The sequence below is a fragment of the Enterobacter cloacae complex sp. OE43NF genome (genome assembly GCF_023544405.1).
Classification (GTDB): Bacteria; Pseudomonadota; Gammaproteobacteria; order Enterobacterales; family Enterobacteriaceae; genus Enterobacter; species Enterobacter cloacae.
The window spans coordinates 26,281-47,600 of sequence record NZ_JAMJFW010000001.1; the positions used below are offsets into that span (position 1 = coordinate 26,281).

Here is a 21,320-nt window from a genome sequence, read left to right on the forward strand (position 1 = left end):
TCTGTATCTGTCTGAAGGAAGAGAAAACATGTTAAACCGTATCAAGATTGTCACCAGCTTAATGCTGGTTTTAGCGATATTTGGCCTTTTACAACTGACCTCCGGTGGTCTTTTCTTCAATGCCCTGAAGCATGACAAAGAGAATTTCACCGTCCTGCAAACCATTCGCCAGCAACAATCCACGCTGAACGCCAGCTGGGTGGCGTTGCTGCAAACCCGTAACACCCTGAACCGCGCGGGCATCCGCTACATGATGGATCAGAACAATATCGGCAGCGGCGCGACCGTGAACGATCTGATGCAAATTGCCTCTGTGTCACTGAAACAGGCGGAAAAAAACTGGGCCGCCTACGAAGCCCTGCCGCGCGATCCGCGTCAGAGCGACGCTGAAGCGATGGAAATTAAGCGTAACTACGATATTTATCACGGCGCGCTGGCGGAGCTGATTCAACTGCTGGGGGCAGGCAAAATTAACGCTTTCTTCGATCAGCCTACCCAGAGCTATCAGGATGGTTTTGAGAAGCAGTATGTGAACTACCTGCTGCAGAACGACAAGCTGTATCAGATGGCGGTGGAAAACAGCAACAGCTCTTACAGCCAGGCGATCTGGGTGCTGATCAGCGTGCTGATGGTTGTGCTGGTGGTCATCGTGGGCGTGTGGCTGGGTATCAAGCAGGCGTTGATCTCTCCGCTGACCCGTCTCATCGACAACATCCGCCATATCGCCAGCGGCGATCTGGTGAAGCGCATTGAAGTGGAAGGCGCTAACGAGATGGGTGAACTGGCCGACTCGCTGCGTCATATGCAGAGCGAACTGGTGCGTACAGTTGGTGACGTGCGTAACGGCGCAAACGCCATCTACAGCGGCGCGAGCGAAATCGCGATGGGCAATAACGATCTCTCTTCCCGTACTGAACAGCAGGCCGCTTCCCTGGAAGAGACCGCAGCCAGCATGGAGCAGCTGACGGCGACCGTGAAGCAGAACGCCGAGAATGCCCGCCAGGCGAGCAACCTGGCGCTGAGTGCGTCTGAAACCGCACAGAAGGGCGGGAAAGTGGTGGATAACGTGGTGCAAACCATGCGCGACATCGCGGGCAGTTCGCAGAAAATCGCCGATATTATCAGCGTGATTGACGGTATTGCCTTCCAGACCAACATTCTGGCACTGAACGCGGCGGTTGAAGCTGCACGTGCGGGTGAGCAGGGTCGCGGATTCGCCGTCGTGGCAGGTGAAGTACGTAACCTGGCCCAGCGCAGTGCCCAGGCTGCCCGTGAGATCAAGAGCCTGATTGAAGACTCCGTCGGTCGTGTGGAAGTGGGCTCAACGCTGGTGGAAAGCGCCGGTGAAACGATGGGTGAAATCGTTAATGCGGTGACCCGCGTGACCGATATCATGGGCGAAATCGCCTCTGCCTCTGATGAGCAGAGCCGCGGTATCGATCAGGTTGGTCTGGCGGTGGCGGAGATGGATCGCGTGACTCAGCAGAACGCCTCGCTGGTGGAAGAGTCTGCTGCTGCCGCTGCGGCGCTGGAAGAGCAGGCGAGCCGCCTGACGCAGGCCGTCGCGGTGTTCCGTATTCAGCAGGAGCAGATGAAAGCACGTGAGTTTGCCGCAGCCAAAAGCGTTGCTGCACCGGTGGTGATGCGTAAACCGGCGACCGCGGATGCGGGCGATAACTGGGAAACCTTCTAACGCCGTGCGTGGTGCCGGGTGGCGGCTACGCCTTACCCGGCCTACGCAATGACGGTGCGCCGTCGGACGATATTACAGAGGCAGGCGCATGGCACAGCGAGCGTCATACGCTAAACCGTGCGCCATCTCTTCTTCGCGTTTTTCACGCAGTTCAGGCGTCAGCGTCGTTATCATTTCAAACCCCAGCCGCGCATAGAACGGCGCATTCCACGGCACGTCCCGGAAGGTTGTCAGCGTCAGCGATGCCAGCCCCCTTTTGCGGGCCTGGTCAGCGACACAGGCGATGAGCCGTCGGCCGATCCCTTTTCCCTGCCAGTCCAGATGCACCGAAAGCTCCACGATGAACAGCGACGAAACGTGCAATTCTGCGAGGATAAAACCGACCGGCTGGTCGTTGGCCAGCGCCAGCCAGCTCAGTCCGCGTTCGGCGTAGTCGAGATGCTGCTCAGCGGAAATGACCTCGCCCTCTGCAAGCCAGGCGAGTTCCGGGTAATCCCGGAAACGCTCGCCCGCTGCGCGTTCTATGGCGGGCAGGGCGGTGACGTCACCGGGGCGTGTTGGGCGAACGGTGATGTTAAGGCCGACACGCATTAGCCTGCGTTACCCACGATTTTAATTTCGACCATGCCAATCCCGAGCTCGCGCGGTGAGTGGCCGAGAATATTGCCTTCATTGGTGGATTGCGGCTCTGGCGGCACAATCACCAGGGTATTACTCCGTGAAGGATTATCGAAATGCAGCGTGGTGGTGCTGACTTCGTTGCCAAGGGTCAGCGTCTGCTCGCTGTCGCCCACCCGTACCGGAACAGGGCGGTTAGCATTAGCGCCATACGCTTTGGCGGTGATCACCAGGTCGAATTTCTGCGGCAAGGGGTGGGCATACTCAATTTTTACCTCATTGCCCAGCTGTGCGTTGGACCAGCGTCCCCAGGACTCCGGACGAGAGATACCGCTGAACTGTTTAACCTCTTCCGGCGCACCGGCGACGTTGAAGATAAAGCTGTCGGCTTTATAGCGAATATCGTTGTCGACGATTTTCAGCATATCAATGTTGCGCTGATAGCGGGCGGTATCGATAACCGTATCCCTGAAGGCGGTTTTGCCCTTCCATACTGGCTTATCCACGTGCTGCACGGTTTGCTCCCCGCCAAGCTGCCCCTGAGAGACGCACCAGTCCGTCGACAGCGCCAGCGGCGGCAACCAGAGCTGGCCCATTTTGTAGCACTTATCGACCCAGACAAAGTTATCACGCGGGGCAAACTCCGCCAGTTGGAAGCGCAGCGGCGCCGAGTATTCGCTTTCGGGCAGCGGCTCAACGCGGTTATCCGGCACGCGCAGCAGCAGCGGCAGCCGGAAGTGGCTGCCTGAGAAGGCGATCGTTTTTTTATCCTGATCGATAGTGAAGTCTTTCATCTCTTTCGGGAAGTTCCACAGACGAATGATATCCGGCTTCCAGGCGAGGATTTTTTCCTTCATGTTGAGGAACACTTCGGACAGCGATTGTCCCGACAGCGTGCTGCGGCCCAGACCAATAAAGTTGTCACCGCCAAGAATATCCAGCACCGTGGCACCGTTATCCATCGAATTACGCTTGGTGGCGATTACCTCCTGCTGCGGTTTGTCGCCGCGCAGAACGAAGAACAGGTTGCTGCGATCCTGTTTGTTCAGCTGATCCCACGCGCTGTTTTTCATCGCCAGATGGTCTGAAGAGACCACGATCACCGTGTTTTTGAACCAGGGTGAGGTTTTGATTTTCTGAACAAGGGCGGCGATATGCTCCTGGCTACAGGTGACGGCGCTGAAGGATTTATTATCTTTGCCGTCAATGTCGTAGCGTTTGCGCTTGCAGGTGCGCGAGACGAAACCGTCAGGATGGTGAGTATCTACCGTCAGGGCAAAGAGGGAGAAGCGTTTCCCGGCGCGGGACAGTTCTTCGAATTTTTTCCAGGTCTCCTCCAGCACGGTATCGTCGTAGAAGCCCCAGTCGTTGCGGTAAGTGGGGTCGGCGACGGTCGTTTTTAACTCTTCTGAGCCGTACAGATGATCAAACCCGTGTGATTTCAGGAACACATCTTTTCCGGCAAAGCGCAGGTTGGCCCCCTGGACAAAATAGTTCTCGTAACCGGAGTTTTTCAGGATGTCGCCCAGGCAGATATTCTGCGGGAAGAAGCTCGACATTGAAGCTGAGGCGTTGCCTTCAAAGGGGGCAAACAGAGGAATGCCGCACTGGGAGGCAACCATTCCGGCAATGGTGTAGTCGGTGCCGGGCAGCTGCATGGTGTGACTGAAGTCGAGGCCTTCGTTTTTCAGCGCGCCCAGATCCGGCGTCAGGTTCGGGAAGGCGTCGTTATCGAAATAGGTCCTCTCCAGACTCTCACCGTAGATGTACACCAGATTAAGCTTCGGGTTGGCTATCGTTTTCGATGGCTCTTTATAGTACGCCACGAAATCCGGATCACCGTCGCGCGACTGGGATTTCACCAGCTCGGTGATCTGATGAAATGCCGGGCTGGCATCCACGGAGGCCAGCGCAAGGAAAAGCGCCAGCAGGCTGTAGCCATGGTGGTGCGGAAGATGACGGCGGCGGCGCAGCACCCAGGCGAGCGCGCCAAAAATGGTCACCAGCGCCAGCACCAGCCCCAGACCGGGGAGGATATACTTACCCACGCCCGCGCCCGTCAGGCTATTGGTCAGGGTGTAGAGCACCGCATCGTTTATCCCGTCTCCGGTAAAGTAATCGCTGGCGTAGAGCGTAATGTTTAAAACAATAAAAATGCCGAGCACCACCAGCGTGGCGATAAACCACCAGGTATTACGGCCAGCTTTCCAGGCGTAAACGCCGATGGAGGCCAGAAAAAGGGCAAGGGACATTAACTCTGACAACAGCATATCCTCATGACGCCAGGTGCTTCGCTGGCTAATTGATTATTTTTTGGGTAATACAATGTAATGGCGATGTCGCTAAGCTGCAATTTTAGTGTCACGAAAGTGTGCCGTTGTTAGGAATTGGTTTAGAAAATCGTTTTTTTGAAGGCGGTCGCATCCTGCTGTACGGATGCTGAGACGAGGGCAGAAGGGGAAAATGCCGGTTTCACGCCGCGTTGCAAGACTAACGTATTAAACGCGGCGTGTTGTGGCAGGAAATGGGGCCGATCAGGAGATGAAATTAACGCCTTGTTTCAGCACCAGATCGCAGGCTTTGGTTTTCACCTGTTTCGCCAGAGATGAGTTGCCAAGGGTGCTCAGATTCAGCTGCTGACCATTTTGCGCGTTCAGCAGACCCTGAATGCCGTCCATGTAGTTGGTGTCGGCTTTCTGCTCCTGGGTGTCCAGACCCAGCTTACCGAGCACCTGGTTTTTCACATTTTGCGCATCGGTCACGGAAGCCAGCTTTTGCTTCGCACAGTATTCCAGGATGCCTGCTGCGTTGTTCATTGTGCCGGCACTCAGACTCTGGGAGCTATTGCCCAGCAGGCTGGTGAGGGAAGAGGCTGACAGCCCGCCCTGAGTGCTGCCGCTCTCTTTGGTGAGTTCGCTGGCGGCGCTGGAAAGGGACTCCTGCCATGACGCGGCATGGGCCATGCCGGTGACCAGCAGGGCGCCTAAAAGTGTGCTGAAAAGAATCTGTTTTTTCATAATGGCTTTCTCAAAAAGGTCCGTTTTGGGCCGGCAGAGGTCCAGTATATACCTCCGCTCCGGCGGCGATTCCTGGAACTGTCTTAATACTCTTTACCGGTGACGCGGCTGCGATAGCTTTCCCAGTCAAAGATGACGTAGAGGCTGTTGCCCAGCTTCATGCGATCCATCACGCGCTCGCCCAGTAAGCGGGTCATCTCGTCGATATTGTGGTTGGTCAGCATGCCGGTGGGACGCTTGGAAGAAGAGCGGCGATCGACAATCTGGTTAATGATCACCTTTTCATAGCGGGATTCGGTTTGAACACCAATCTCGTCAATAACCAGCAAATCCACATTGCTCAGATCGTTAAGCAGCTGCTCTTCGCTGGTTTCACGGTTGCTGAAGGTGTCTTTCATGGCAGACATGATATCGGCCACGGTAATGATTAACACCGATTTCCCGCGCAGAAGCAGTTCGTTGCAGATGGCGGCGGCCAGGTGATTTTTACCGGTGCCGGGCTTACCGCTGAAGATAAAGCTGGCGATGTTGCCGTCGAATTCGTCCACGTACTGCCGGGCGGCGGCCAGGGCGTTCATCTGCCCGTGGGTCTCAATTTTATAGTTATCGAATGAGCAGTTCTGATGCAGGGGGCGAATACCGGAGCGGTTAAAGGTACGCTGCATTTTCATCGCCCGGTTTTCGCGGGCGAGGGCGGCAGCGCGGATCTCACCCTGTTCTTTTTGCCACGCCAGAAGTTCTTCACCCGTTGTGAAGGCAGGTTTCACATTGGCTGGCATCATCTTTTGCAGTCGTTTCATCAGGTCGCCGACGTTTTTCATTTCGCACCTCGGAATCCATTAGGGATCTGTTTATCCGGTTCTGAAAAAGCGTTGATATCGCGTTTTGGCTGGCCGTTATTGCTGGCGCGGTTAATTTGCAGATGGCGGGCGAGCTTTTGCTGCCACTGAATGTGGGTAAAGACTTTGCCTTCTGCCTGCCACCAGGCAATAAAGGCGGCAAGCTCCTCAGGGGTAGCCGGTTGCGTCAGCGCAATGCCCCACAATGCCGCCTGCCGCTGGAAATCCACATCCGGATGCCAGCCCGCGTACAGGGCAAATTTCCCCATCGGCACCGTGACGGGGGCGTTACCCGGCTCTTCAAAGAACTGGTTATCGAGCGTGACGTCACTTGCCGGGCGCGACAACCGCGCTTCTATCTCCAGAAGCTGCGCCAGACGCTCCGGGGTGAGGGCGTAAAACGCCGGGGCGTTATCGGCCAACACTGCAAGCGTGCCGCCTTCGGCGTGCGTCAACACACCGCGGGGATCGCGCATAAAGGCATCAATACCAGCAATGCTGGTGGTCAGAATTCTGGAGGACATAACGCTTTCTCTACTGATTACTACGGGCGTGATATGGGCTTATGGTAGCACAGAGAGGATGAGGGAATGGAGGGGATTTCCCCGGTGGCGCTGCGCTTACCGGGGCTACAGTCGTAGGCCTGATAAGCGCAGCGCCATCAGGCATTTATCACGCGATGATATTCAGGGTCACGTCGATGTTGCCGCGGGTCGCGTTAGAGTACGGGCACACAATGTGCGCGGCATCCACCAGTTTTTTGGCTTCTGCAGGATCCATACCTTCAACGTGAATGTTCAGTTTGGCTTCAATACCAAAACCGGTTGGCAGTGGACCAATGCCCACTTCACCTTCAATGAAGGCCTCTTTTGGCAGCGTAAATTTGTCGCGCGCAGCCACAAATTTCATCGCCCCCAGGAAACAGGCAGAGTAGCCGGCAGCAAACAGCTGTTCAGGGTTGGTCACTTCGCCCCCCATGCCGCCCATTTCTTTTGGCACACCCAGTTTGACGTCCAGGACGCCATCGGAAGAGGTTGCGCGGCCGTCACGGCCTCCGGTCGCTTTTGCTTTGGCAGTGTAGACAACTTTTTCTAAAGACATGGCAGGTTCCTCATCTTACGTTAGTGCGTGCTATTAAATAGCGCGCGATGTATTGGGGTAAATAAATACGCGTAAAGTATAGCCTTACGCGTGATGTAACTGATGTCGCAAAAGTTCAAGCTGCTGCTTGAGTGCCAGCATGGTGTCAGTGTCACATTGCGCTGCGCATCCCACCGCGTGGGGGATCCCGGAGGCCTGCTGCTGCAGCTCACGTCCCGCGTCGCTCAGCGTGACGGCGACCTGGCGTTCATCTTTACGCGAACGCTGACGGTTGATCAGCCCGGCGCTTTCCAGACGCTTCAACAGCGGCGTCAGGGTGGCAGAGTCAAGGAACAGCCGCTCACCGATGTCCGACACCGTAATGTCATCCTGCTCCCACAGTACCAGCATCACCAGGTATTGCGGGTAGGTCAGGTTAAGCGGCGCCAGCAGTTGCCGGTACAGCTTGTTAAGCGCCAGGTTTGCCGAATAGAGGGCAAAACAGAGCTGGTTATCCAGCAGAAGCGCGTTGGTGGTGTCGTTCGTTTTTGCGTTCATGAGTTGAATATAGATAGTGCGCGATATAATTGCAAGCAATTTTATGGACAGGTATAACGAAGCGCCACCTGAACGGCCATTTTCCGGTAGTGCTGGCGCTGAGCCTGCTCGTCTGCTCCCTCTTCAAACAGCAGCGTAAAGGTGTAGCTGTTGGCAACATAGTGGAAGCTGAAGCTGCTGATCAGGCGGTGAAGATCCCGCGGGTCAACCGACTGGCTGAACAGCTGCTTTTCTTTTCCGCGCCGCAGGATATCGTCGAGCAGATCGAGCGCGCTGCGGTTGACCTGGCGCAGGTAGCTGGATTGCTGCATAAAGCGACCACGCTGCATGTTCTCCATGCAGATAATACGAATGTAATCCGGGTGGTCTGCGTGGTAGTCAAAGGTGGCTTCCACCAGGTGCACCAGCGCTTCAACCGGCGGTATGTCTGCAAGGCTGAGCGCTTTTTCACTGGCGCGGATCCGGGTGTAGACGTACTCAAGAACGAGAAGGTAAAGATTTTCTTTGTTCTTAAAATGGTAAACCACCATCCGTTTCGTGGTGCCTGCTTTCTCTGCGATCTGCTCCATGCGGGCGCCGTTCAACCCATATTCAGCAAAAAGGGCGATAGCGCTCTGAAAGATTTTTTCCTTCAGGCTGGATTCTTCACTGTGCTCAGGGAGTTCGCTGCCAGGGTTTGCCACATCCTTTCCTTATCGTCACTAAACGGAATAGAAAGATTATCCCCATGGCAGCGAAATAACACAAACATCAAACGCGCGGGCGTTTGCGGTAAAGCCACAGCCCCGGGATCGACAACCCGATAGAGAGTGCGCCAACAATAGATGAGGCCTTAAGAAAGTTGCTCAGAAGCAGGATCATTTGTGGCTCGGTGTAGCCAAAGTGGCTGATTTTTACCGCTGAAATCATGGCCGTATAGGCTGAAATGCCGGGGAACATCGGGATGACGGCCGCGACGGTGAATACCTTAGGGTGCGCCAGATACCAGCGCGACCACTGAATACCAATGCTGCCGACCAGCATGGAGGCCATAAAAGTTGACCACTCGATGTTAAAACCAGCGGTCATCATGATCATTCTCGAGCCATGACCGATGGCGCCCAGCAGCGCACACCATGGCAAAGCGCGCTGCGGGACGTTGAAGACCATCGCAAAGCCGACGGCGGGAATGGCGGCCAGGATCATGTCCTGCATCAGTGCCAGCAGAAACGTTATCACGCCCATCCGCGTAACCCCCACAGCGTCATGGCCATCACTACGCCGATACAGGTTGCCAGCGTAAGCAGGCTGGCAATCGCCCAGCGAGCCAGACCGGTATTGATGTGCCCTTTAAACATATCGGCAACGGCGTTAATCAGCGGGAAGCCCGGAACCAGCAGAAGCACGCTGGCGGCCATGGCGATGGTAGGCGTGTTGGCAAACTGCGGCAGGCGCAGCAGCAGCCCCGACACCGTGGTGGCAACAAACGCGGTGATGCAGAAGTTAATTTGTGGGTGTAACTGCCGGTGCGTCAGTACCTGGCGTACATACATGGCGATGCTGCTGGCGCAGAAGGTCACGAACGCGCCGTCCCAGCCCCCTTTATTGAGCTTACAAAAACAGGCGCACGATAACCCCACCATCAACACCACCAGCCAGCGCGGATAACGTAGGGGTTTAATTTGGTTGAACCGTTTTTCTATCTCTTTCAGGTCGAGTAGCTTATGTTCAGCCAGAATGACGATGTGCTGCACTTCGGTTACCACATGCATATTAATGCCGCGGTCGTGGTTTTTACGGGTAGAGGTGAGGCACTGGCCATCTTTGATGGTGGTCAGCACGATAGCGTTCGATGAAATCGCGCTTTCGACGCTATCCATCCCCAATGCCAGCCCCAGACGCGTCGAAAGCTCCTCGACCAGGGCGCTTTCCGCCCCGTGCTGGAGCAGGAAAAGTCCGCACTGAATACACAGCCGCGTGGTGGCACGCTGCATCGATATTTCTGCCTGCATGTAGTGTCCCGAAGTGTTGGTGAGTCGCTTGCCTGTTGGCCCCTGATGCTTACTTTTAGCACAGAGTGCGGTATCCCTTGCTCTGGGTCAGATCAAGATTCCTGCAAACAGTTGCAGCCCGGTTCGCGAAAAAGAATGAGGTTTAAATATAAATACGATGAATTTGTATGAGTCGAAATATAGAATATTTATATTAAGTTATTCTTATTTTATATTTTCATTATTTTAATGCTCTTGCAATTAAATTTAATTGCGCTTTGTGAGATATTAGCGTTGTTTTAGGCCTTTCTTAAGCTAAGAACATATCTCATCTTCTGCTTGTATTAATCAGTCTACACTCAGGGACGAAAAAACATAAATCTTGATGCGTTTAGACGCTACTCATCAAATGAAAAATGGACACGGAGGGTCTATGTTGTCATTGAATGGTAAACATGGCGTAGTTATCAGCAGGGTACCCGTTATGCAAAACGGGTTAGGCAGCGTTATGGCAAACCATTTCCCAGAATTTGAATTGACTTATTGTCGTTCGCTGCAGGAGTTAACGTTACTTCAGCTTCGCCGGGCTAATGTCATTATTGCTGATATTTCAGGTGAATACAGGAAACCCCGGGGAACGTTAGAAGAATATTACAACTTACTGAACCAATACCGGGATATTCACTGGATTTTTATGGTCTCTCGTCCCCTTTATCCCATTGCAGTGGAACTGCTTATGCGCCCGGAAAGCACGTTGCTTTCAGAAATGGAGCCGATTGAAGGCGTGATTAATGCTATTCGTGCAGGTAGCGAGCGGGCGGAGCGGATAAGCCAGACGTTATTGTCTCCTGAACCCGCCGAGGCGGAAACCGAAGACGAACCGTTTGTTGCGCTGACCCACTCTGAACGCAAAGTGTTACGCCTGCTAGGTAAGGGTTGGGGAATTAACCAAATTGCTACCTTGCTCAAGAAGAGCAACAAAACAATCAGTGCGCAGAAAAACAGTGCGATGCGACGGTTGTCGCTGCGCAGCAATGCCGATATGTACGCCTGGATTAACAGTGCACAGGGAATGAGAGAGCTGAGTTTAATGTCAGCCTATGGAGAGTATGAGGAATGGAAAAAACCGATACACCAGGACATATCGCTGTCATCGAAAATTGCACAATGAGTGCCGTTGGGCTGCAGCATCTTTTTGCGATGCCGATGCTCAGCCATTATCGACTGCACCTCTTCAGTCAGTTCGAAAGCTTTAAAAAGGCGCTGACCAATATCTCTTTTTTCTCGGTGATCTATTCGCTCTCGGATGCGCGTGAGGAGCGTCGTAACTGCCTGGCTTCCCTGCGGGATCTCGCTTTCACCCATAGTGATATTCAGCGAATTGTACTTGCGTCTGATGACATGGAAGCGCGCCTGATAAGCCATCTGTCGCCTTCTCGTCTGCATGGCATTGTGAGTAAATCGGTACCGCTGAGCCACCTGCAGGAGGAGCTGGTGGTGCTATTGAGAGAGACGCATCATATCAATGACAATATGCTGAACCACTGGTATGTCAATCAAAACAGATTGTTAAGCCCAACGGAGCGGGCGATATTGCGGTATATGTCTTTCGGGTTTTCCATTCCTGAAATCGCGACACAACTTGAACGCAATATTAAAACCATCCGCGCGCACAAGTTTAATGCGATGGTGAAACTGGGGGTGAATTCTGACGTAGGGTTGCTTGATGCGGCGGATATTCTTACCCATCTTCCGGCAAGAGACATGCGCTGTTCGGTGTCAGGCTCGCCGGCATTTTTATAATCGGTGATTTTTTGATGCGCCAGATACATTCTGGCACATCAATTAAATGCATACATCGACCCACTTTGCGGACGTCAGCTCAGCCATCCGGTCTGGAGAAATGCGCACGGCGCTGTGGATGGCACCTGCGGCGGGCAGCACTTCCGCGTACTGTTTTAACGAAATATCGCAGTAAACAGAAAGTGGGTTTTCCAGCCCGAACGGACAGACTCCCCCGACGGGATGGCCTGTAATCGTCACCACTTCATCACTACTGAGCATGCGCGCTTTTGCACCAAAGGTATCTTTCAGTTTTTTGTTGTCCAGACGCGCATCGCCTTTCGCCACTACCAGAATCACCTCATTTTTTACTTTTAGCGATAATGTCTTGGCGATTTGACCCGGCTCAACGCGATGAGCGGCAGCAGCCAGCGCAACGGTCGCGGTACTTTGACTCAGTTCAATGATTTCTATATCCGGCGCGTTGTCGGCAAAAAACTGCTGTACAGACTGCAAACTCATTGTTTCCTCCTGACAAATATCCTGCGTAATCTGTCATAAGAATTTATCTGCTGTAAATATCTCTTAAGTAACAAATATCCTACATGGCCGATTTCTGGATCGCCTTCACATTCACGGAAACCGGTTACAGTAACCGGTTGCAGAGCGTGAATCAGAGATTAATACTGAGGACGTAACGTCCCCTGTATCCAATAATAAGAGCACATTATGAAACCATTCCGTCTGAGCAGTACCGCTGGTACACGAGCCAGCAAGGTTGTGAAGCTGATTTATGGAACAACGTGTGGCGTGAAAGCGCCCGTATCGAACGTCTGACAGGAGATCTGCTATGTCTGCCAACCATGCTGCGTTTAATCTGATATTCCGTTTCGTTGAAAATTACGTCAGTCCCATTGCCGGGCGGATCTCTTCCCAGCGTCATGTTATGGCTATCCGCGACGGGTTTATCTCCGCGATGCCCTTCATGATTGTCGGTTCATTTTTGTTAGTGTTTGCTTACCCACCGTTTTCGCCAGACACCACCTGGGGCTTCGCGCGCGCCTGGCTGGACATGGCAAAGCAATTTGAAGGCCAGATCCTGACGCCGTTCGATATGACGATGGGCATTATGTCCATTTATATTTGTGCGGCCATAGCCTATAACCTCGGCAAACACTATGTGAAATCGCATCAGTTAGATCCGTTCATGTGCGCCATGCTGTCGCTGATGGCGTTTCTGCTGGTGGCTGCACCTAAGACCAAAGGCACGCTGCCCGTAGACAGCCTGGGAGGTACGGGGATCTTTACCGCGATTCTGGTAGCAATCTACTGCGTTGAGATGATGCGTTTCCTCAAAGCGCACAATATCGGTATCCGTTTGCCGGACCAGGTTCCTCCGATGATCAAAAACTCCTTTGATCTGCTGATCCCGGTGCTGGTGGTCGTACTGACGCTCTATCCGCTGAGTTTGTTGATTCAATCTCAGTTTGGCATGCTGATCCCGCAGGCCATTATGTCAATCTTCAAACCGCTGGTTTCCGCTGCGGATTCTCTGCCTGCCATCCTGCTGGCGGTGTTGATTGGTCATTTATTGTGGTTCGCAGGGATCCACGGGGCGGCAATTGTCTCCGGGATGCTGCAGATGTTCTGGCTGACCAATCTCGGGGCTAACCAGACCGCCCTGGCGGCAAGCCAGCCTCTTCCCCATATCTTTATGGAGGCGTTCTGGACGTTCTTTATCGTGATTGGGGGCTCGGGGGCGACAATGGGGCTGGTGTTCTGCTACCTGCGCAGCCGTTCAGCGCACCTGCGCTCAATCGGGCGTCTGAGCGTGGTGCCGAGCATCTTTAACATCAACGAACCGGTCATTTTTGGTACGCCGATCGTCATGAACCCGGTGTTCTTTATTCCGTTCCTGCTGGCACCGATGGTCAACGCCGTGCTGGCCTGGGCGGCAATGAAGTTTGATTTGATAAGCCGCGTGATCTCTGTTGTGCCATGGACAGCACCCGCGCCTGTGGGTGCCGCATGGGCGCTGGGCTGGGATTTCCGCGCGGCTATTCTGGTAGTGGTGCTTGCGTGTGTCTCAGCCATCATCTACTTCCCGTTCTTTAAAGTGTACGAGAAGCAGCTGCTGGAGCAGGAAGCGGAAGAAGCGCAGCGTAATGCGGAAGCGGAAAATCAGCAGGTGGCCTAGGTAAAAGCAAAACGGCAACATAAGTTGCCGTTTTTAGTGTTTGTTCCCTCTCCCTGTGGGAGAGGGTCAGGGTGAGGGCATCAGGCCGGGTACGACTACTTCAGCGTACAATCCCCGCACTGCTGAACGTCCGGCAGGCGATAGCGCTGGCAGCAGGTGCGGCGCACCAGAAGCCCGTCACGCGGCACCACGGTACGGAATAACGGGTTATCGCGGCCATCCGCAAGCTGTTTCGTAAAGAACAAGGACTGACGCAGGGCATCCACCTTCTCATCACCGAGCAGGGGCTTCATTTCCGTCAAATACCAGTGGATTAAATAGCCGGTATTACTCCAGATAAGCTTCCCGTTGATCTCACCTGTCTCTTCCAGAGCATTCACCACCGGCATCAGGGCGCGGGTCACGAGCCGCTCCATCCGCTGCGTGGCAGAAAGATGCATGGCCGTTGGGTCTTCGTGAAGATCGATCCAGAAGCAGGCCGCACGCCCCGTCTCGTGGAACTCAACGTGAAAATACTCCGGGGAGAGATCCAGCATGGTCTCCTGGGTGAGCAATGCCAGCATAAGCGGAGGCGCCATCAGGCCGATATACCATTGCGCCCAGAGAGAGAGCAGGGGCTTATTTTCCCGCGTAAGGGTGGGTTGATTGCGATAGATATGGTCAGAATAGGTTGCCAGCAGCGACTGGCGTTTTGCCGGCTGCTGCCACTGTGCCAGTGTCATGGCGTGGTGCGGATGCGGCTCATCCAGTTTGATAAAGTCCAGCAGATGGGCACGGGTTGCCGCTATCTTTTCGCGTATGGCTTCCGCAAGCGAAGAGTCTCCCGTGGTGAGACGGGCTCGCCAGAGGAGGGGTTCAACAGTCTGTACGGTATGAGTGGCCATAATAGATAGAAATCTAAATGATAATGATTGCCAATCCTAACTATTGCTCATACCGATGGCAAGACTTTTGTCCTGGAGAGAGAATGCTGTGCTTAAACCGCCTGTAGCTCTTCGCTGAGCAGAATGTTATTCCGCCCAAGATGCTTTGCTTCGTAGAGGGCTTTATCTGCTTTTTCCAGCGCGCCTTCTGCGTCTTCATTCTCAAAAATGGCAATACCAATGCTGATGGTGACGTTAGTCGCGACGCGCTCATTGAACATGTGGGGGATTTTTAAGTCGTACACTTTCTGACGAATGCGCTCTGCCGTCTGGCGGGCATGTTCCAGCGAGATGTTCGTCAGCAGTACCATAAACTCTTCCCCGCCAAACCGCGCCACAATGTCCCGCGAGCGTACGGCATCACGAATGGCTGCCGAGACACGGATTAACGCCTGGTCACCCATCATATGGCCGTAGTGGTCGTTATAGGCCTTGAAGTGATCGATATCCATTAGCAGGACAAAGTGTTCACCGTTTTCTACCGCGGGCAGATTCTCCAGTCGACTTTGCAAGCCGCGACGGTTATACAGGCCGGTAAGCGGATCCATCATGCTGAGATCGGTCAGGGTTTCTCGTTCTTCCAGTAACCGGGAGAGGAGCTCCTGAGCGAAGCGATCGTTACGTCTTTGTAGTACGTGGTGAACGCCGATAGCCACGACCGGAAGAATGAAAGAGTAGATCATTCTCAACCAGTGTTCAGAGGGGCTTAACCACAGGCAGACAATAAATGCGGGTAATGAGTGGAGCGTAAACGCTTTGATATTAATGGCGAATGCCAGCGAACCGATAAAAAGCACCGTTAATAGCGCCATGATCAAATATGTCGCCCGATCGTGCGTAATTAACGAAAATTTTGAGGCGATTTGCCAGGCCCATAAAATACCGAATATCGCTGAAACCACAGGAATATTTATCTTGCGGGTACTCTTTTGCCAGTGCCAGAGCAGCAATCCGGTGCTGAGCGTAAAAATAGCCAGCAGGGGGAAAGATAACAGCTGAACAGAATAGAGCGGATTTGTTACCGAGAACACCGCTGAGGTTGCGTTCAAAAATAAAAATAAACGTAACGATAATTGATATTTGCTGTTGACCAAAGACCGCCAGGATTGTGATGTCATAGTAGTGCGTTTTTATTAAAATTTAATTAAAACAGATAAATGGGTGTTGTTTCGCAATAATGGAAGCAAAAAAAATCAACGAGTAATTATCAGAGAAACTTTATGAGTAGTTAACAGGTGGGCAATTTATCACCTTAAACAATGCCTGTCATTACGGGAAAGGTAAACGGCCACGGTTTTTAATTATCGGTGCTGACAAATGATAATGCTTGTCATATGATATTGGTTATCATTATCGATTCGAAAGGGCAAACCATGTTGAACCGGGTGTTAGGAAGTGGTTGGGGGGTATTACTGCCGGGAGCCATCCTCGGCGGTCTGATGTTTGCCGATCTCTCCATTGAACTCTGGAAAGCCATCATCGTGTCAGGGTTGCTGATGTCCTCAGCCATGATCTGGCATAAGCAATTACGGCACTTTGTTTTGTTGCCATCATGCGTCGCGCTGGTCAGTGGAATTCTGGTGATACTGATGAGTTTGAAATAACAGGGAATAACATGAAGGACTTCAGAGGGGATGCAAGATAATTGGTGCGAGGGGGGGGACTTGAACCCCCACGTCCGTAAGGACACTAACACCTGAAGCTAGCGCGTCTACCAATTCCGCCACCTTCGCACAGTTATCTTACTTTTTGATATCGCCTCGTTGGTGCGAGGGGGGGGACTTGAACCCCCACGTCCGTAAGAACACTAACACCTGAAGCTAGCGCGTCTACCAATTCCGCCACCTTCGCCCAGTGCGAGCAATATCAACGTGATTTATGGTGCGAGGGGGGGGACTTGAACCCCCACGTCCGTAAGGACACTAACACCTGAAGCTAGCGCGTCTACCAATTCCGCCACCTTCGCATACCATCGATACTGTAAAAGTATCGTAACCACGGAGGCGCATTCTAGATGTTTTGAGCTTTACGTCAATAGAAAAATGCGCGCGTTGTTTTGATTGCTGCAAAAATGGCCGGAGGGGGATGGCACTTCTCCGGCAAACAATACCCGTGGATTACTTTTTAGCCTGGCGCGTCATCACGGTACGGTAGACCTTAAAACGGCCTGTTTGCGCGATAACTTCATGGAAGCCGAAGGTTTCATCCAGCACTTTTGGGTACGGCAGAAACGCGTTGGCGACGATCCTCAGTTCACCCCCGCTGTTCAGGTGACGTACAGCGCCACGGATCAGCGTTTGCGCTGCTTCAAGGCTGGTTTCGATGCCATCGTGGAACGGCGGATTTGAAATAATCATGTCGAACCGACCGGTAACGTCAGAGAAGACGTTGCTGGCGAAGACATCCCCTTCGAAGCCGTTTGCGGCAAGCGTCGCTCGGCTGGCTTCAACTGCGGGCGCGCTGACGTCACAGAGCGTCAGGCGGACTTTTGGTGAGTGGCTTGCCAGCACCGTGGCCAGTACCCCTGCACCACAGCCTACATCCAGCACTTTGCCTTTGGTGTGCGGCGTCAGCGTGGAGAGCAGCAGCTTACTGCCCACGTCCAGCCCGTCACGGCTGAAAACGCCCGGCAGGGTTTTAATGGTCAGGCCATCAAGCTGATACGCATCCCAGTATGTCCCGGCATCAAAGGAAGGCTGGTTTTCCAGACGACCATGATACAGGCCGCAGCGACGGGCGCTGTCGACTTTATTGAGCGGGGCGTACGCTTCCAGCATCTGCTCTGCGCTTCGCACGCCGCTGCGGTTCTCACCGACCACGAAAATATCGCACCCGACCGGCAGCAGAGAGAGCAGATTCATCAGCTGGAACTGCGCTTCCGGTTTGTTCTTCGGCCAGTAGTAGATCAACGTGTCGCAGTCAGCGACATCACTCTGTTCCGCCACCAGGCTAAAGCGTGCGCGCTCGCCCATCTGGCGGCTCAGCACCTGCCAGTGGTGGTAGTATTGGGTGTGGGCACGGCTTTCAGCACAGTCGAAACGCGCGGGCAGGTCATCCTGCATATCTCCGGCAAACAGAATACGGCTTTCTTCGAAATCATCACTGTGACGCAGCAAGACTTCACTTGCCGGGGTAAATGCAGACATGAATTGTTCCTCAATAAACTCAGGCGGGGATTATAGTAGGTAGATGGCGCACTTTCGACACATTTGCTATATTTGCGCGCCTGAGAGACAGGAGTTTTCGCTATGACATCCCGACGTGACTGGCAGTTACAGCAGCTGGGTATCACCCAGTGGGCCTTGCGTCGCCCGACGGCGTTGCAGGGTGAAATCGCCATCGCCATCCCTGCGCATGTGCGTCTGGTGATGGTGGCGGAAGAACTGCCTGCCCTGAATGATGCCCTGATTGGTGATGTCCTTCGCAGCCTGAAGCTGACGGCCGACCAGGTTTTACAGCTGACGCCGGACAGGGTCGCCATGCTTCCTCCTGACAGCCATTGCAACTGCTGGCGAATGGGCGAGACAAACGACATATCCCTTTCCGGGAGCCAGATCAGCTCCCCCGTGCTGGAAGAGCTGAAAGCCAACCCAAAAGCGCGAAGCGCGCTATGGCAACAAATCTGCGAATATGAACACGATTTCTTCCCTCACGACGCCTGATCTGCCTGCGGCGTATGCGATTGAAACACGCGCCCATGCGTTTCCGTGGAGCGAAAAGACACTCGCCAGCAATCAGGGCGAACGGTATCTGAATTACCGCCTGGACGTTGACGGCACCCTGGCCGCATTTGCGATAACCCAGGTCGTTCTGGATGAGGCCACGCTGTTTAATATCGCGGTGGATCCCGCGTTTCAGCGCCGTGGGCTGGGAAGAGAACTGCTTACGCATCTCATTCGTGAGCTCGAAACCCGTGACGTTTTCACCCTGTGGCTGGAGGTGCGCGCGTCAAATGTCGCCGCCATCGCGCTCTATGAAAGCTTAGGCTTTAACGAGGCGACAATTCGCCGTAACTACTACCCGACCGCAGAGGGACGTGAAGACGCCATTATTATGGCTCTGCCGATTGGATAACGAAAAATAAGGTTGTAACGATGAAATGGGACTGGATTTTCTTTGACGCCGACGAAACGCTCTTTACGTTCGATTCGTTCGGTGGTCTACAGCGGATGTTTTTGGACTATAGCGTGACTTTCACCGCTGAAGATTTTCAGGACTATCAGGCGGTGAATAAACCGCTGTGGGTGGATTACCAGAACGGTGCCATCACCGCGTTACAACTGCAGCACCAGCGTTTCGATGTCTGGGCCGAACGGTTAAATGTAAGTCCAGGCGCGTTAAACGAGGCATTCCTCAATGCGATGGCCGATATCTGCGCCCCGTTGCCGGGGGCGGTTTCCCTGCTTGATTCGCTGAAAGGCAAGGTCAAACTGGGGATCATCACCAACGGTTTTACCGCGCTGCAGCAGATTCGCCTTGAGCGCACGGGCCTGCGCGATCATTTCGACGCGCTGGTGATCTCAGAAGAGGTGGGCGTGCCGAAGCCGGATCCGCGTATTTTTGATTATGCACTGGCGCAAGCCGGCAACCCCGATCGCGACCGTGTGCTGATGGTGGGTGATACCGCAGAGTCGGATATTCTGGGCGGCATGAATTCTGGTCTGTCCACCGTCTGGTTGAATGCGCATGGCCGCATGAAGCCAGAAGGTATTGAGCCAACCTGGACCGTAACGTCGTTGAACGAACTGGAGCAGCTCCTGTGTAAACAATGATTGCCTGCCCCCCATTGATGGGTAAAATAGCCGCATTTTTCATATTCCATGATGCGCGGCCTGCTGTCGCGCTTATATAAGAAGATTTGATTATGACGTTGTCTCCTTATCTGCAAGAGGTGGCCAAACGCCGCACTTTTGCCATTATCTCGCACCCGGATGCCGGTAAAACCACCATCACCGAGAAGGTGCTGCTGTTCGGACAGGCCATCCAGACCGCCGGTACCGTAAAGGGCCGTGGCTCCAGCCAGCACGCAAAATCTGACTGGATGGAGATGGAAAAACAGCGTGGTATTTCGATTACCACCTCCGTGATGCAGTTCCCGTATCACGACTGCCTGGTGAACCTGCTGGACACCCCGGGCCACGAAGACTTCTCCGAAGATACCTACCGTACGCTGACGGCGGTGGACTGCTGTCTGATGGTGATCGACGCCGCAAAAGGTGTAGAAGACCGTACCCGTAAGCTGATGGAAGTGACCCGTCTGCGCGATACGCCAATCCTCACCTTTATGAACAAACTCGACCGTGACATCCGTGATCCGATGGAGCTGATGGATGAAGTGGAAAACGAGCTGAAGATTGCCTGTGCGCCCATCACCTGGCCAATTGGCTGCGGTAAATTGTTCAAAGGGGTTTACCACCTTTATAAAGACGAAACGTATCTGTATCAGACAGGTAAAGGCCACACCATTCAGGAAGTGCGCATCGTGAAAGGTCTGGATAACCCGGATCTGGACGCCGCGGTGGGTGACGAGCTGGCTGCGCAGCTGCGTGACGAGCTGGAGCTGGTGAAAGGCGCATCTCATGAGTTCGATAAAGAGCTGTTCCTGAGCGGCGAAATTACCCCGGTCTTCTTTGGTACTGCTCTGGGTAACTTCGGCGTCGACCATATGCTCGACGGTCTGGTGGAGTGGGCGCCGCAGCCGATGCCACGTAAAACCGACACCCGTGAAGTGGAAGCGAAAGAAGAGAAGTTCACCGGCTTCGTCTTTAAAATTCAGGCCAATATGGACCCGAAACACCGTGACCGCGTGGCCTTTATGCGCGTGGTGTCCGGCAAGTATGAAAAGGGTATGAAGCTGCGTCAGGTGCGTATCGGTAAAGATGTGGTGATCTCCGACGCGCTGACCTTCATGGCGGGCGACCGTTCGCACGTGGAAGAAGCGTATCCGGGTGACATCATCGGTCTGCATAACCATGGCACCATCCAGATCGGCGATACCTTCACGCAGGGCGAAATGATGAAGTTCACCGGGATTCCGAACTTCGCGCCAGAGCTGTTCCGCCGCATTCGCCTGAAAGATCCGCTGAAGCAGAAACAGCTGCTGAAAGGGCTGGTGCAGCTTTCCGAAGAGGGTGCTGTGCAGGTCTTCCGTCCAATCGCGAATAACGATCTGATCGTGGGTGCGGTGGGTGTGCTGCAGTTCGACGTGGTGGTTGCGCGTCTGAAGAGCGAATACAACGTGGAAGCGATTTACGAATCGGTTAACGTGGCGACCGCGCGCTGGGTTGAGTGTGCTGACGTGAAGAAATTCGAAGAGTTCAAGCGTAAGAATGAAGTTCAGCTGGCGCTGGATGGCGGTGATAATCTGACCTATATCGCCCCAACCATGGTTAACCTGAATCTGACGCAGGAACGTTATCCTGACGTACAGTTCCGCAAAACGCGCGAACACTAATCCCCTCTCAGAGCACGGCAGCCGCCGTGCTCTTCTTTATTTCCTGTCTTATTAGTCCCTTGCGGAATGTTCTTAATTCATCGCATTTTCGCGCTTTTTGCTCGTTTTTTGCCCGAAACTGAAAGCACCTCTGTGAGAGTGATCTATATTTAACTCAGTGTTTAGCTCCGGGCGTGGATGAATAAACTG

The 21,320-nt window shown here is 53.7% G+C and carries 23 protein-coding genes and 3 tRNA genes; 9 read left to right on the forward strand and 17 right to left on the reverse strand.

The window, feature by feature from the left end:
* The first annotated feature begins 28 nt into the window (after nucleotides 1-28).
* The gene (gene tsr / locus M8370_RS00135) at nucleotides 29-1,693 is read left to right on the forward strand and encodes a methyl-accepting chemotaxis protein (protein ID WP_013095457.1); all 1,665 of its coding nucleotides are present in this window, start codon (nucleotides 29-31) and stop codon (nucleotides 1,691-1,693) included.
* A 72-nt stretch (nucleotides 1,694-1,765) separates the two neighbouring features.
* On the opposite strand, the gene M8370_RS00140 is transcribed toward tsr, so the two are convergent.
* From M8370_RS00140 to M8370_RS00185, 10 genes are all read right to left on the reverse strand, one after another.
* Nucleotides 1,766-2,284, reverse strand: coding sequence for a GNAT family N-acetyltransferase (locus M8370_RS00140; protein ID WP_130626863.1), 519 nt, complete (start codon nucleotides 2,282-2,284; stop codon nucleotides 1,766-1,768).
* The gene (opgB, locus tag M8370_RS00145) at nucleotides 2,284-4,575 is read right to left on the reverse strand and encodes a phosphatidylglycerol--membrane-oligosaccharide glycerophosphotransferase (protein WP_250020361.1); all 2,292 of its coding nucleotides are present in this window, start codon (nucleotides 4,573-4,575) and stop codon (nucleotides 2,284-2,286) included. The genes M8370_RS00140 and opgB overlap by 1 nt, the downstream gene beginning before the upstream one ends.
* A 270-nt stretch (nucleotides 4,576-4,845) precedes the next feature.
* Nucleotides 4,846-5,328, reverse strand: a complete 483-nt coding sequence (locus tag M8370_RS00150; protein WP_013095460.1) for a YjjA family protein — start codon at nucleotides 5,326-5,328, stop codon at nucleotides 4,846-4,848.
* An 83-nt stretch (nucleotides 5,329-5,411) separates the two neighbouring features.
* Nucleotides 5,412-6,149: a replicative helicase loader DnaC gene (gene dnaC / locus M8370_RS00155; RefSeq protein WP_023620778.1), complete on the reverse strand. Its 738-nt coding sequence runs from the start codon at nucleotides 6,147-6,149 to the stop codon at nucleotides 5,412-5,414.
* Complete coding sequence (dnaT, locus tag M8370_RS00160; protein ID WP_014830554.1) at nucleotides 6,146-6,691, reverse strand: primosomal protein DnaT; 546 nt, start codon at nucleotides 6,689-6,691, stop codon at nucleotides 6,146-6,148. Before dnaT ends, dnaC begins: the two co-directional genes overlap by 4 nt.
* 148 nt (nucleotides 6,692-6,839) lie before the next feature.
* Nucleotides 6,840-7,268 carry an organic hydroperoxide resistance protein gene (locus tag M8370_RS00165; RefSeq protein WP_013095463.1) on the reverse strand — a complete coding sequence of 143 codons (429 nt, stop codon included), beginning with the start codon at nucleotides 7,266-7,268 and terminating at the stop codon, nucleotides 6,840-6,842.
* Nucleotides 7,269-7,352: 84 nt separating this feature from the next.
* Nucleotides 7,353-7,805, reverse strand: coding sequence for a MarR family winged helix-turn-helix transcriptional regulator (locus tag M8370_RS00170; protein WP_013095464.1), 453 nt, complete (start codon nucleotides 7,803-7,805; stop codon nucleotides 7,353-7,355).
* Nucleotides 7,806-7,846: 41 nt separating this feature from the next.
* Nucleotides 7,847-8,488: a TetR family transcriptional regulator gene (locus tag M8370_RS00175; protein ID WP_013095465.1), complete on the reverse strand. Its 642-nt coding sequence runs from the start codon at nucleotides 8,486-8,488 to the stop codon at nucleotides 7,847-7,849.
* A 67-nt stretch (nucleotides 8,489-8,555) separates the two neighbouring features.
* Nucleotides 8,556-9,029 carry a threonine/serine exporter gene (locus M8370_RS00180; protein ID WP_013095466.1) on the reverse strand — a complete coding sequence of 158 codons (474 nt, stop codon included), beginning with the start codon at nucleotides 9,027-9,029 and terminating at the stop codon, nucleotides 8,556-8,558.
* Complete coding sequence (locus M8370_RS00185; protein ID WP_029882175.1) at nucleotides 9,020-9,796, reverse strand: threonine/serine exporter family protein; 777 nt, start codon at nucleotides 9,794-9,796, stop codon at nucleotides 9,020-9,022. Before M8370_RS00185 ends, M8370_RS00180 begins: the two co-directional genes overlap by 10 nt.
* A gap of 412 nt (nucleotides 9,797-10,208) precedes the next feature.
* Between M8370_RS00185 and M8370_RS00190 the strand changes: the two genes are divergently transcribed.
* Entirely contained in the window at nucleotides 10,209-10,946 is a 738-nt protein-coding gene (locus tag M8370_RS00190; protein ID WP_020688833.1) for a helix-turn-helix transcriptional regulator, read from the forward strand.
* On the forward strand, nucleotides 10,943-11,578 hold the full coding sequence (bglJ, locus tag M8370_RS00195; RefSeq protein WP_013095473.1) for a DNA-binding transcriptional activator BglJ: 636 nt from the start codon (nucleotides 10,943-10,945) through the stop codon (nucleotides 11,576-11,578). Before M8370_RS00190 ends, bglJ begins: the two co-directional genes overlap by 4 nt.
* Nucleotides 11,579-11,620: 42 nt before the next feature.
* Here bglJ and M8370_RS00200 read toward each other — a convergent pair whose 3' ends face one another.
* Nucleotides 11,621-12,079, reverse strand: a complete 459-nt coding sequence (locus M8370_RS00200; RefSeq protein ID WP_013095474.1) for a YbaK/EbsC family protein — start codon at nucleotides 12,077-12,079, stop codon at nucleotides 11,621-11,623.
* A 328-nt stretch (nucleotides 12,080-12,407) separates the two neighbouring features.
* Between M8370_RS00200 and M8370_RS00205 the strand changes: the two genes are divergently transcribed.
* Nucleotides 12,408-13,754: a PTS cellobiose transporter subunit IIC gene (locus M8370_RS00205; protein ID WP_013095475.1), complete on the forward strand. Its 1,347-nt coding sequence runs from the start codon at nucleotides 12,408-12,410 to the stop codon at nucleotides 13,752-13,754.
* Between the two features lie 95 nt (nucleotides 13,755-13,849).
* Here the strand turns inward: M8370_RS00205 and fhuF are convergent, their stop codons facing one another.
* Together fhuF and M8370_RS00215 are read right to left on the reverse strand one after the other, a co-directional pair.
* Nucleotides 13,850-14,638, reverse strand: a complete 789-nt coding sequence (gene fhuF, locus M8370_RS00210; RefSeq protein WP_013095476.1) for a siderophore-iron reductase FhuF — start codon at nucleotides 14,636-14,638, stop codon at nucleotides 13,850-13,852.
* Nucleotides 14,639-14,730: 92 nt separating this feature from the next.
* Nucleotides 14,731-15,795, reverse strand: a complete 1,065-nt coding sequence (locus M8370_RS00215) for a GGDEF domain-containing protein (protein ID WP_058678925.1) — start codon at nucleotides 15,793-15,795, stop codon at nucleotides 14,731-14,733.
* Between the two features lie 216 nt (nucleotides 15,796-16,011).
* Between M8370_RS00215 and M8370_RS00220 the strand changes: the two genes are divergently transcribed.
* The gene (locus M8370_RS00220; protein ID WP_013095478.1) at nucleotides 16,012-16,281 is read left to right on the forward strand and encodes a DUF1435 domain-containing protein; all 270 of its coding nucleotides are present in this window, start codon (nucleotides 16,012-16,014) and stop codon (nucleotides 16,279-16,281) included.
* 42 nt (nucleotides 16,282-16,323) lie between these two features.
* Here the strand turns inward: M8370_RS00220 and M8370_RS00225 are convergent.
* The 4 genes from M8370_RS00225 to rsmC form a co-directional block, all read right to left on the reverse strand.
* Nucleotides 16,324-16,410 (reverse strand) — tRNA-Leu (locus M8370_RS00225).
* A 31-nt stretch (nucleotides 16,411-16,441) separates the two neighbouring features.
* Nucleotides 16,442-16,528: transfer RNA gene (locus M8370_RS00230), tRNA-Leu, on the reverse strand.
* 28 nt (nucleotides 16,529-16,556) lie between these two features.
* Nucleotides 16,557-16,643 (reverse strand) — tRNA-Leu (locus tag M8370_RS00235).
* 151 nt (nucleotides 16,644-16,794) lie between these two features.
* Entirely contained in the window at nucleotides 16,795-17,823 is a 1,029-nt protein-coding gene (gene rsmC / locus M8370_RS00240) for a 16S rRNA (guanine(1207)-N(2))-methyltransferase RsmC (RefSeq protein WP_013095479.1), read from the reverse strand.
* Nucleotides 17,824-17,925: 102 nt separating this feature from the next.
* Here rsmC and M8370_RS00245 point away from each other — a divergent pair, with 102 nt between their 5' ends.
* The 4 genes from M8370_RS00245 to prfC all read left to right on the forward strand — a co-directional run bounded on the left by M8370_RS00245 (nucleotide 17,926) and on the right by prfC (nucleotide 21,131).
* On the forward strand, nucleotides 17,926-18,339 hold the full coding sequence (locus tag M8370_RS00245) for a DNA polymerase III subunit psi (RefSeq protein ID WP_013095480.1): 414 nt from the start codon (nucleotides 17,926-17,928) through the stop codon (nucleotides 18,337-18,339).
* On the forward strand, nucleotides 18,308-18,751 hold the full coding sequence (gene rimI, locus M8370_RS00250) for a ribosomal protein S18-alanine N-acetyltransferase (protein WP_013095481.1): 444 nt from the start codon (nucleotides 18,308-18,310) through the stop codon (nucleotides 18,749-18,751). The genes M8370_RS00245 and rimI overlap by 32 nt, the downstream gene beginning before the upstream one ends.
* Before the next feature lie 20 nt (nucleotides 18,752-18,771).
* Complete coding sequence (gene yjjG, locus M8370_RS00255; protein ID WP_045292816.1) at nucleotides 18,772-19,449, forward strand: pyrimidine 5'-nucleotidase; 678 nt, start codon at nucleotides 18,772-18,774, stop codon at nucleotides 19,447-19,449.
* 92 nt (nucleotides 19,450-19,541) lie between these two features.
* Nucleotides 19,542-21,131: a peptide chain release factor 3 gene (gene prfC, locus M8370_RS00260; protein WP_023621922.1), complete on the forward strand. Its 1,590-nt coding sequence runs from the start codon at nucleotides 19,542-19,544 to the stop codon at nucleotides 21,129-21,131.
* Nucleotides 21,132-21,320 lie beyond the last annotated feature (189 nt).

Excerpts from the sequence above, each read along its gene's own strand:
- M8370_RS00140 (WP_130626863.1), bottom strand. The coding sequence starts at position 2,284 with ATGCGTGTCGGCCTTAACATCACCGTTCGCCCAACACGCCCCGGTGAC.
- M8370_RS00170 (WP_013095464.1), bottom strand. The coding sequence starts at position 7,805 with ATGAACGCAAAAACGAACGACACCACCAACGCGCTTCTGCTGGATAAC.
- prfC (WP_023621922.1), top strand. The coding sequence starts at position 19,542 with ATGACGTTGTCTCCTTATCTGCAAGAGGTGGCCAAACGCCGCACTTTT.
- M8370_RS00205 (WP_013095475.1), top strand. The coding sequence starts at position 12,408 with ATGTCTGCCAACCATGCTGCGTTTAATCTGATATTCCGTTTCGTTGAA.
- rsmC (WP_013095479.1), bottom strand. The coding sequence starts at position 17,823 with ATGTCTGCATTTACCCCGGCAAGTGAAGTCTTGCTGCGTCACAGTGAT.
- M8370_RS00150 (WP_013095460.1), bottom strand. The coding sequence starts at position 5,328 with ATGAAAAAACAGATTCTTTTCAGCACACTTTTAGGCGCCCTGCTGGTC.
- dnaC (WP_023620778.1), bottom strand. The coding sequence starts at position 6,149 with ATGAAAAACGTCGGCGACCTGATGAAACGACTGCAAAAGATGATGCCA.
- yjjG (WP_045292816.1), top strand. The coding sequence starts at position 18,772 with ATGAAATGGGACTGGATTTTCTTTGACGCCGACGAAACGCTCTTTACG.
- M8370_RS00200 (WP_013095474.1), bottom strand. The coding sequence starts at position 12,079 with ATGAGTTTGCAGTCTGTACAGCAGTTTTTTGCCGACAACGCGCCGGAT.
- tsr (WP_013095457.1), top strand. The coding sequence starts at position 29 with ATGTTAAACCGTATCAAGATTGTCACCAGCTTAATGCTGGTTTTAGCG.
- M8370_RS00245 (WP_013095480.1), top strand. The coding sequence starts at position 17,926 with ATGACATCCCGACGTGACTGGCAGTTACAGCAGCTGGGTATCACCCAG.
- bglJ (WP_013095473.1), top strand. The coding sequence starts at position 10,943 with ATGAGTGCCGTTGGGCTGCAGCATCTTTTTGCGATGCCGATGCTCAGC.
- M8370_RS00165 (WP_013095463.1), bottom strand. The coding sequence starts at position 7,268 with ATGTCTTTAGAAAAAGTTGTCTACACTGCCAAAGCAAAAGCGACCGGA.
- dnaT (WP_014830554.1), bottom strand. The coding sequence starts at position 6,691 with ATGTCCTCCAGAATTCTGACCACCAGCATTGCTGGTATTGATGCCTTT.
- M8370_RS00185 (WP_029882175.1), bottom strand. The coding sequence starts at position 9,796 with ATGCAGGCAGAAATATCGATGCAGCGTGCCACCACGCGGCTGTGTATT.
- M8370_RS00180 (WP_013095466.1), bottom strand. The coding sequence starts at position 9,029 with ATGGGCGTGATAACGTTTCTGCTGGCACTGATGCAGGACATGATCCTG.
- fhuF (WP_013095476.1), bottom strand. The coding sequence starts at position 14,638 with ATGGCCACTCATACCGTACAGACTGTTGAACCCCTCCTCTGGCGAGCC.
- M8370_RS00215 (WP_058678925.1), bottom strand. The coding sequence starts at position 15,795 with ATGACATCACAATCCTGGCGGTCTTTGGTCAACAGCAAATATCAATTA.
- M8370_RS00220 (WP_013095478.1), top strand. The coding sequence starts at position 16,012 with ATGATATTGGTTATCATTATCGATTCGAAAGGGCAAACCATGTTGAAC.
- rimI (WP_013095481.1), top strand. The coding sequence starts at position 18,308 with ATGAACACGATTTCTTCCCTCACGACGCCTGATCTGCCTGCGGCGTAT.
- M8370_RS00190 (WP_020688833.1), top strand. The coding sequence starts at position 10,209 with ATGTTGTCATTGAATGGTAAACATGGCGTAGTTATCAGCAGGGTACCC.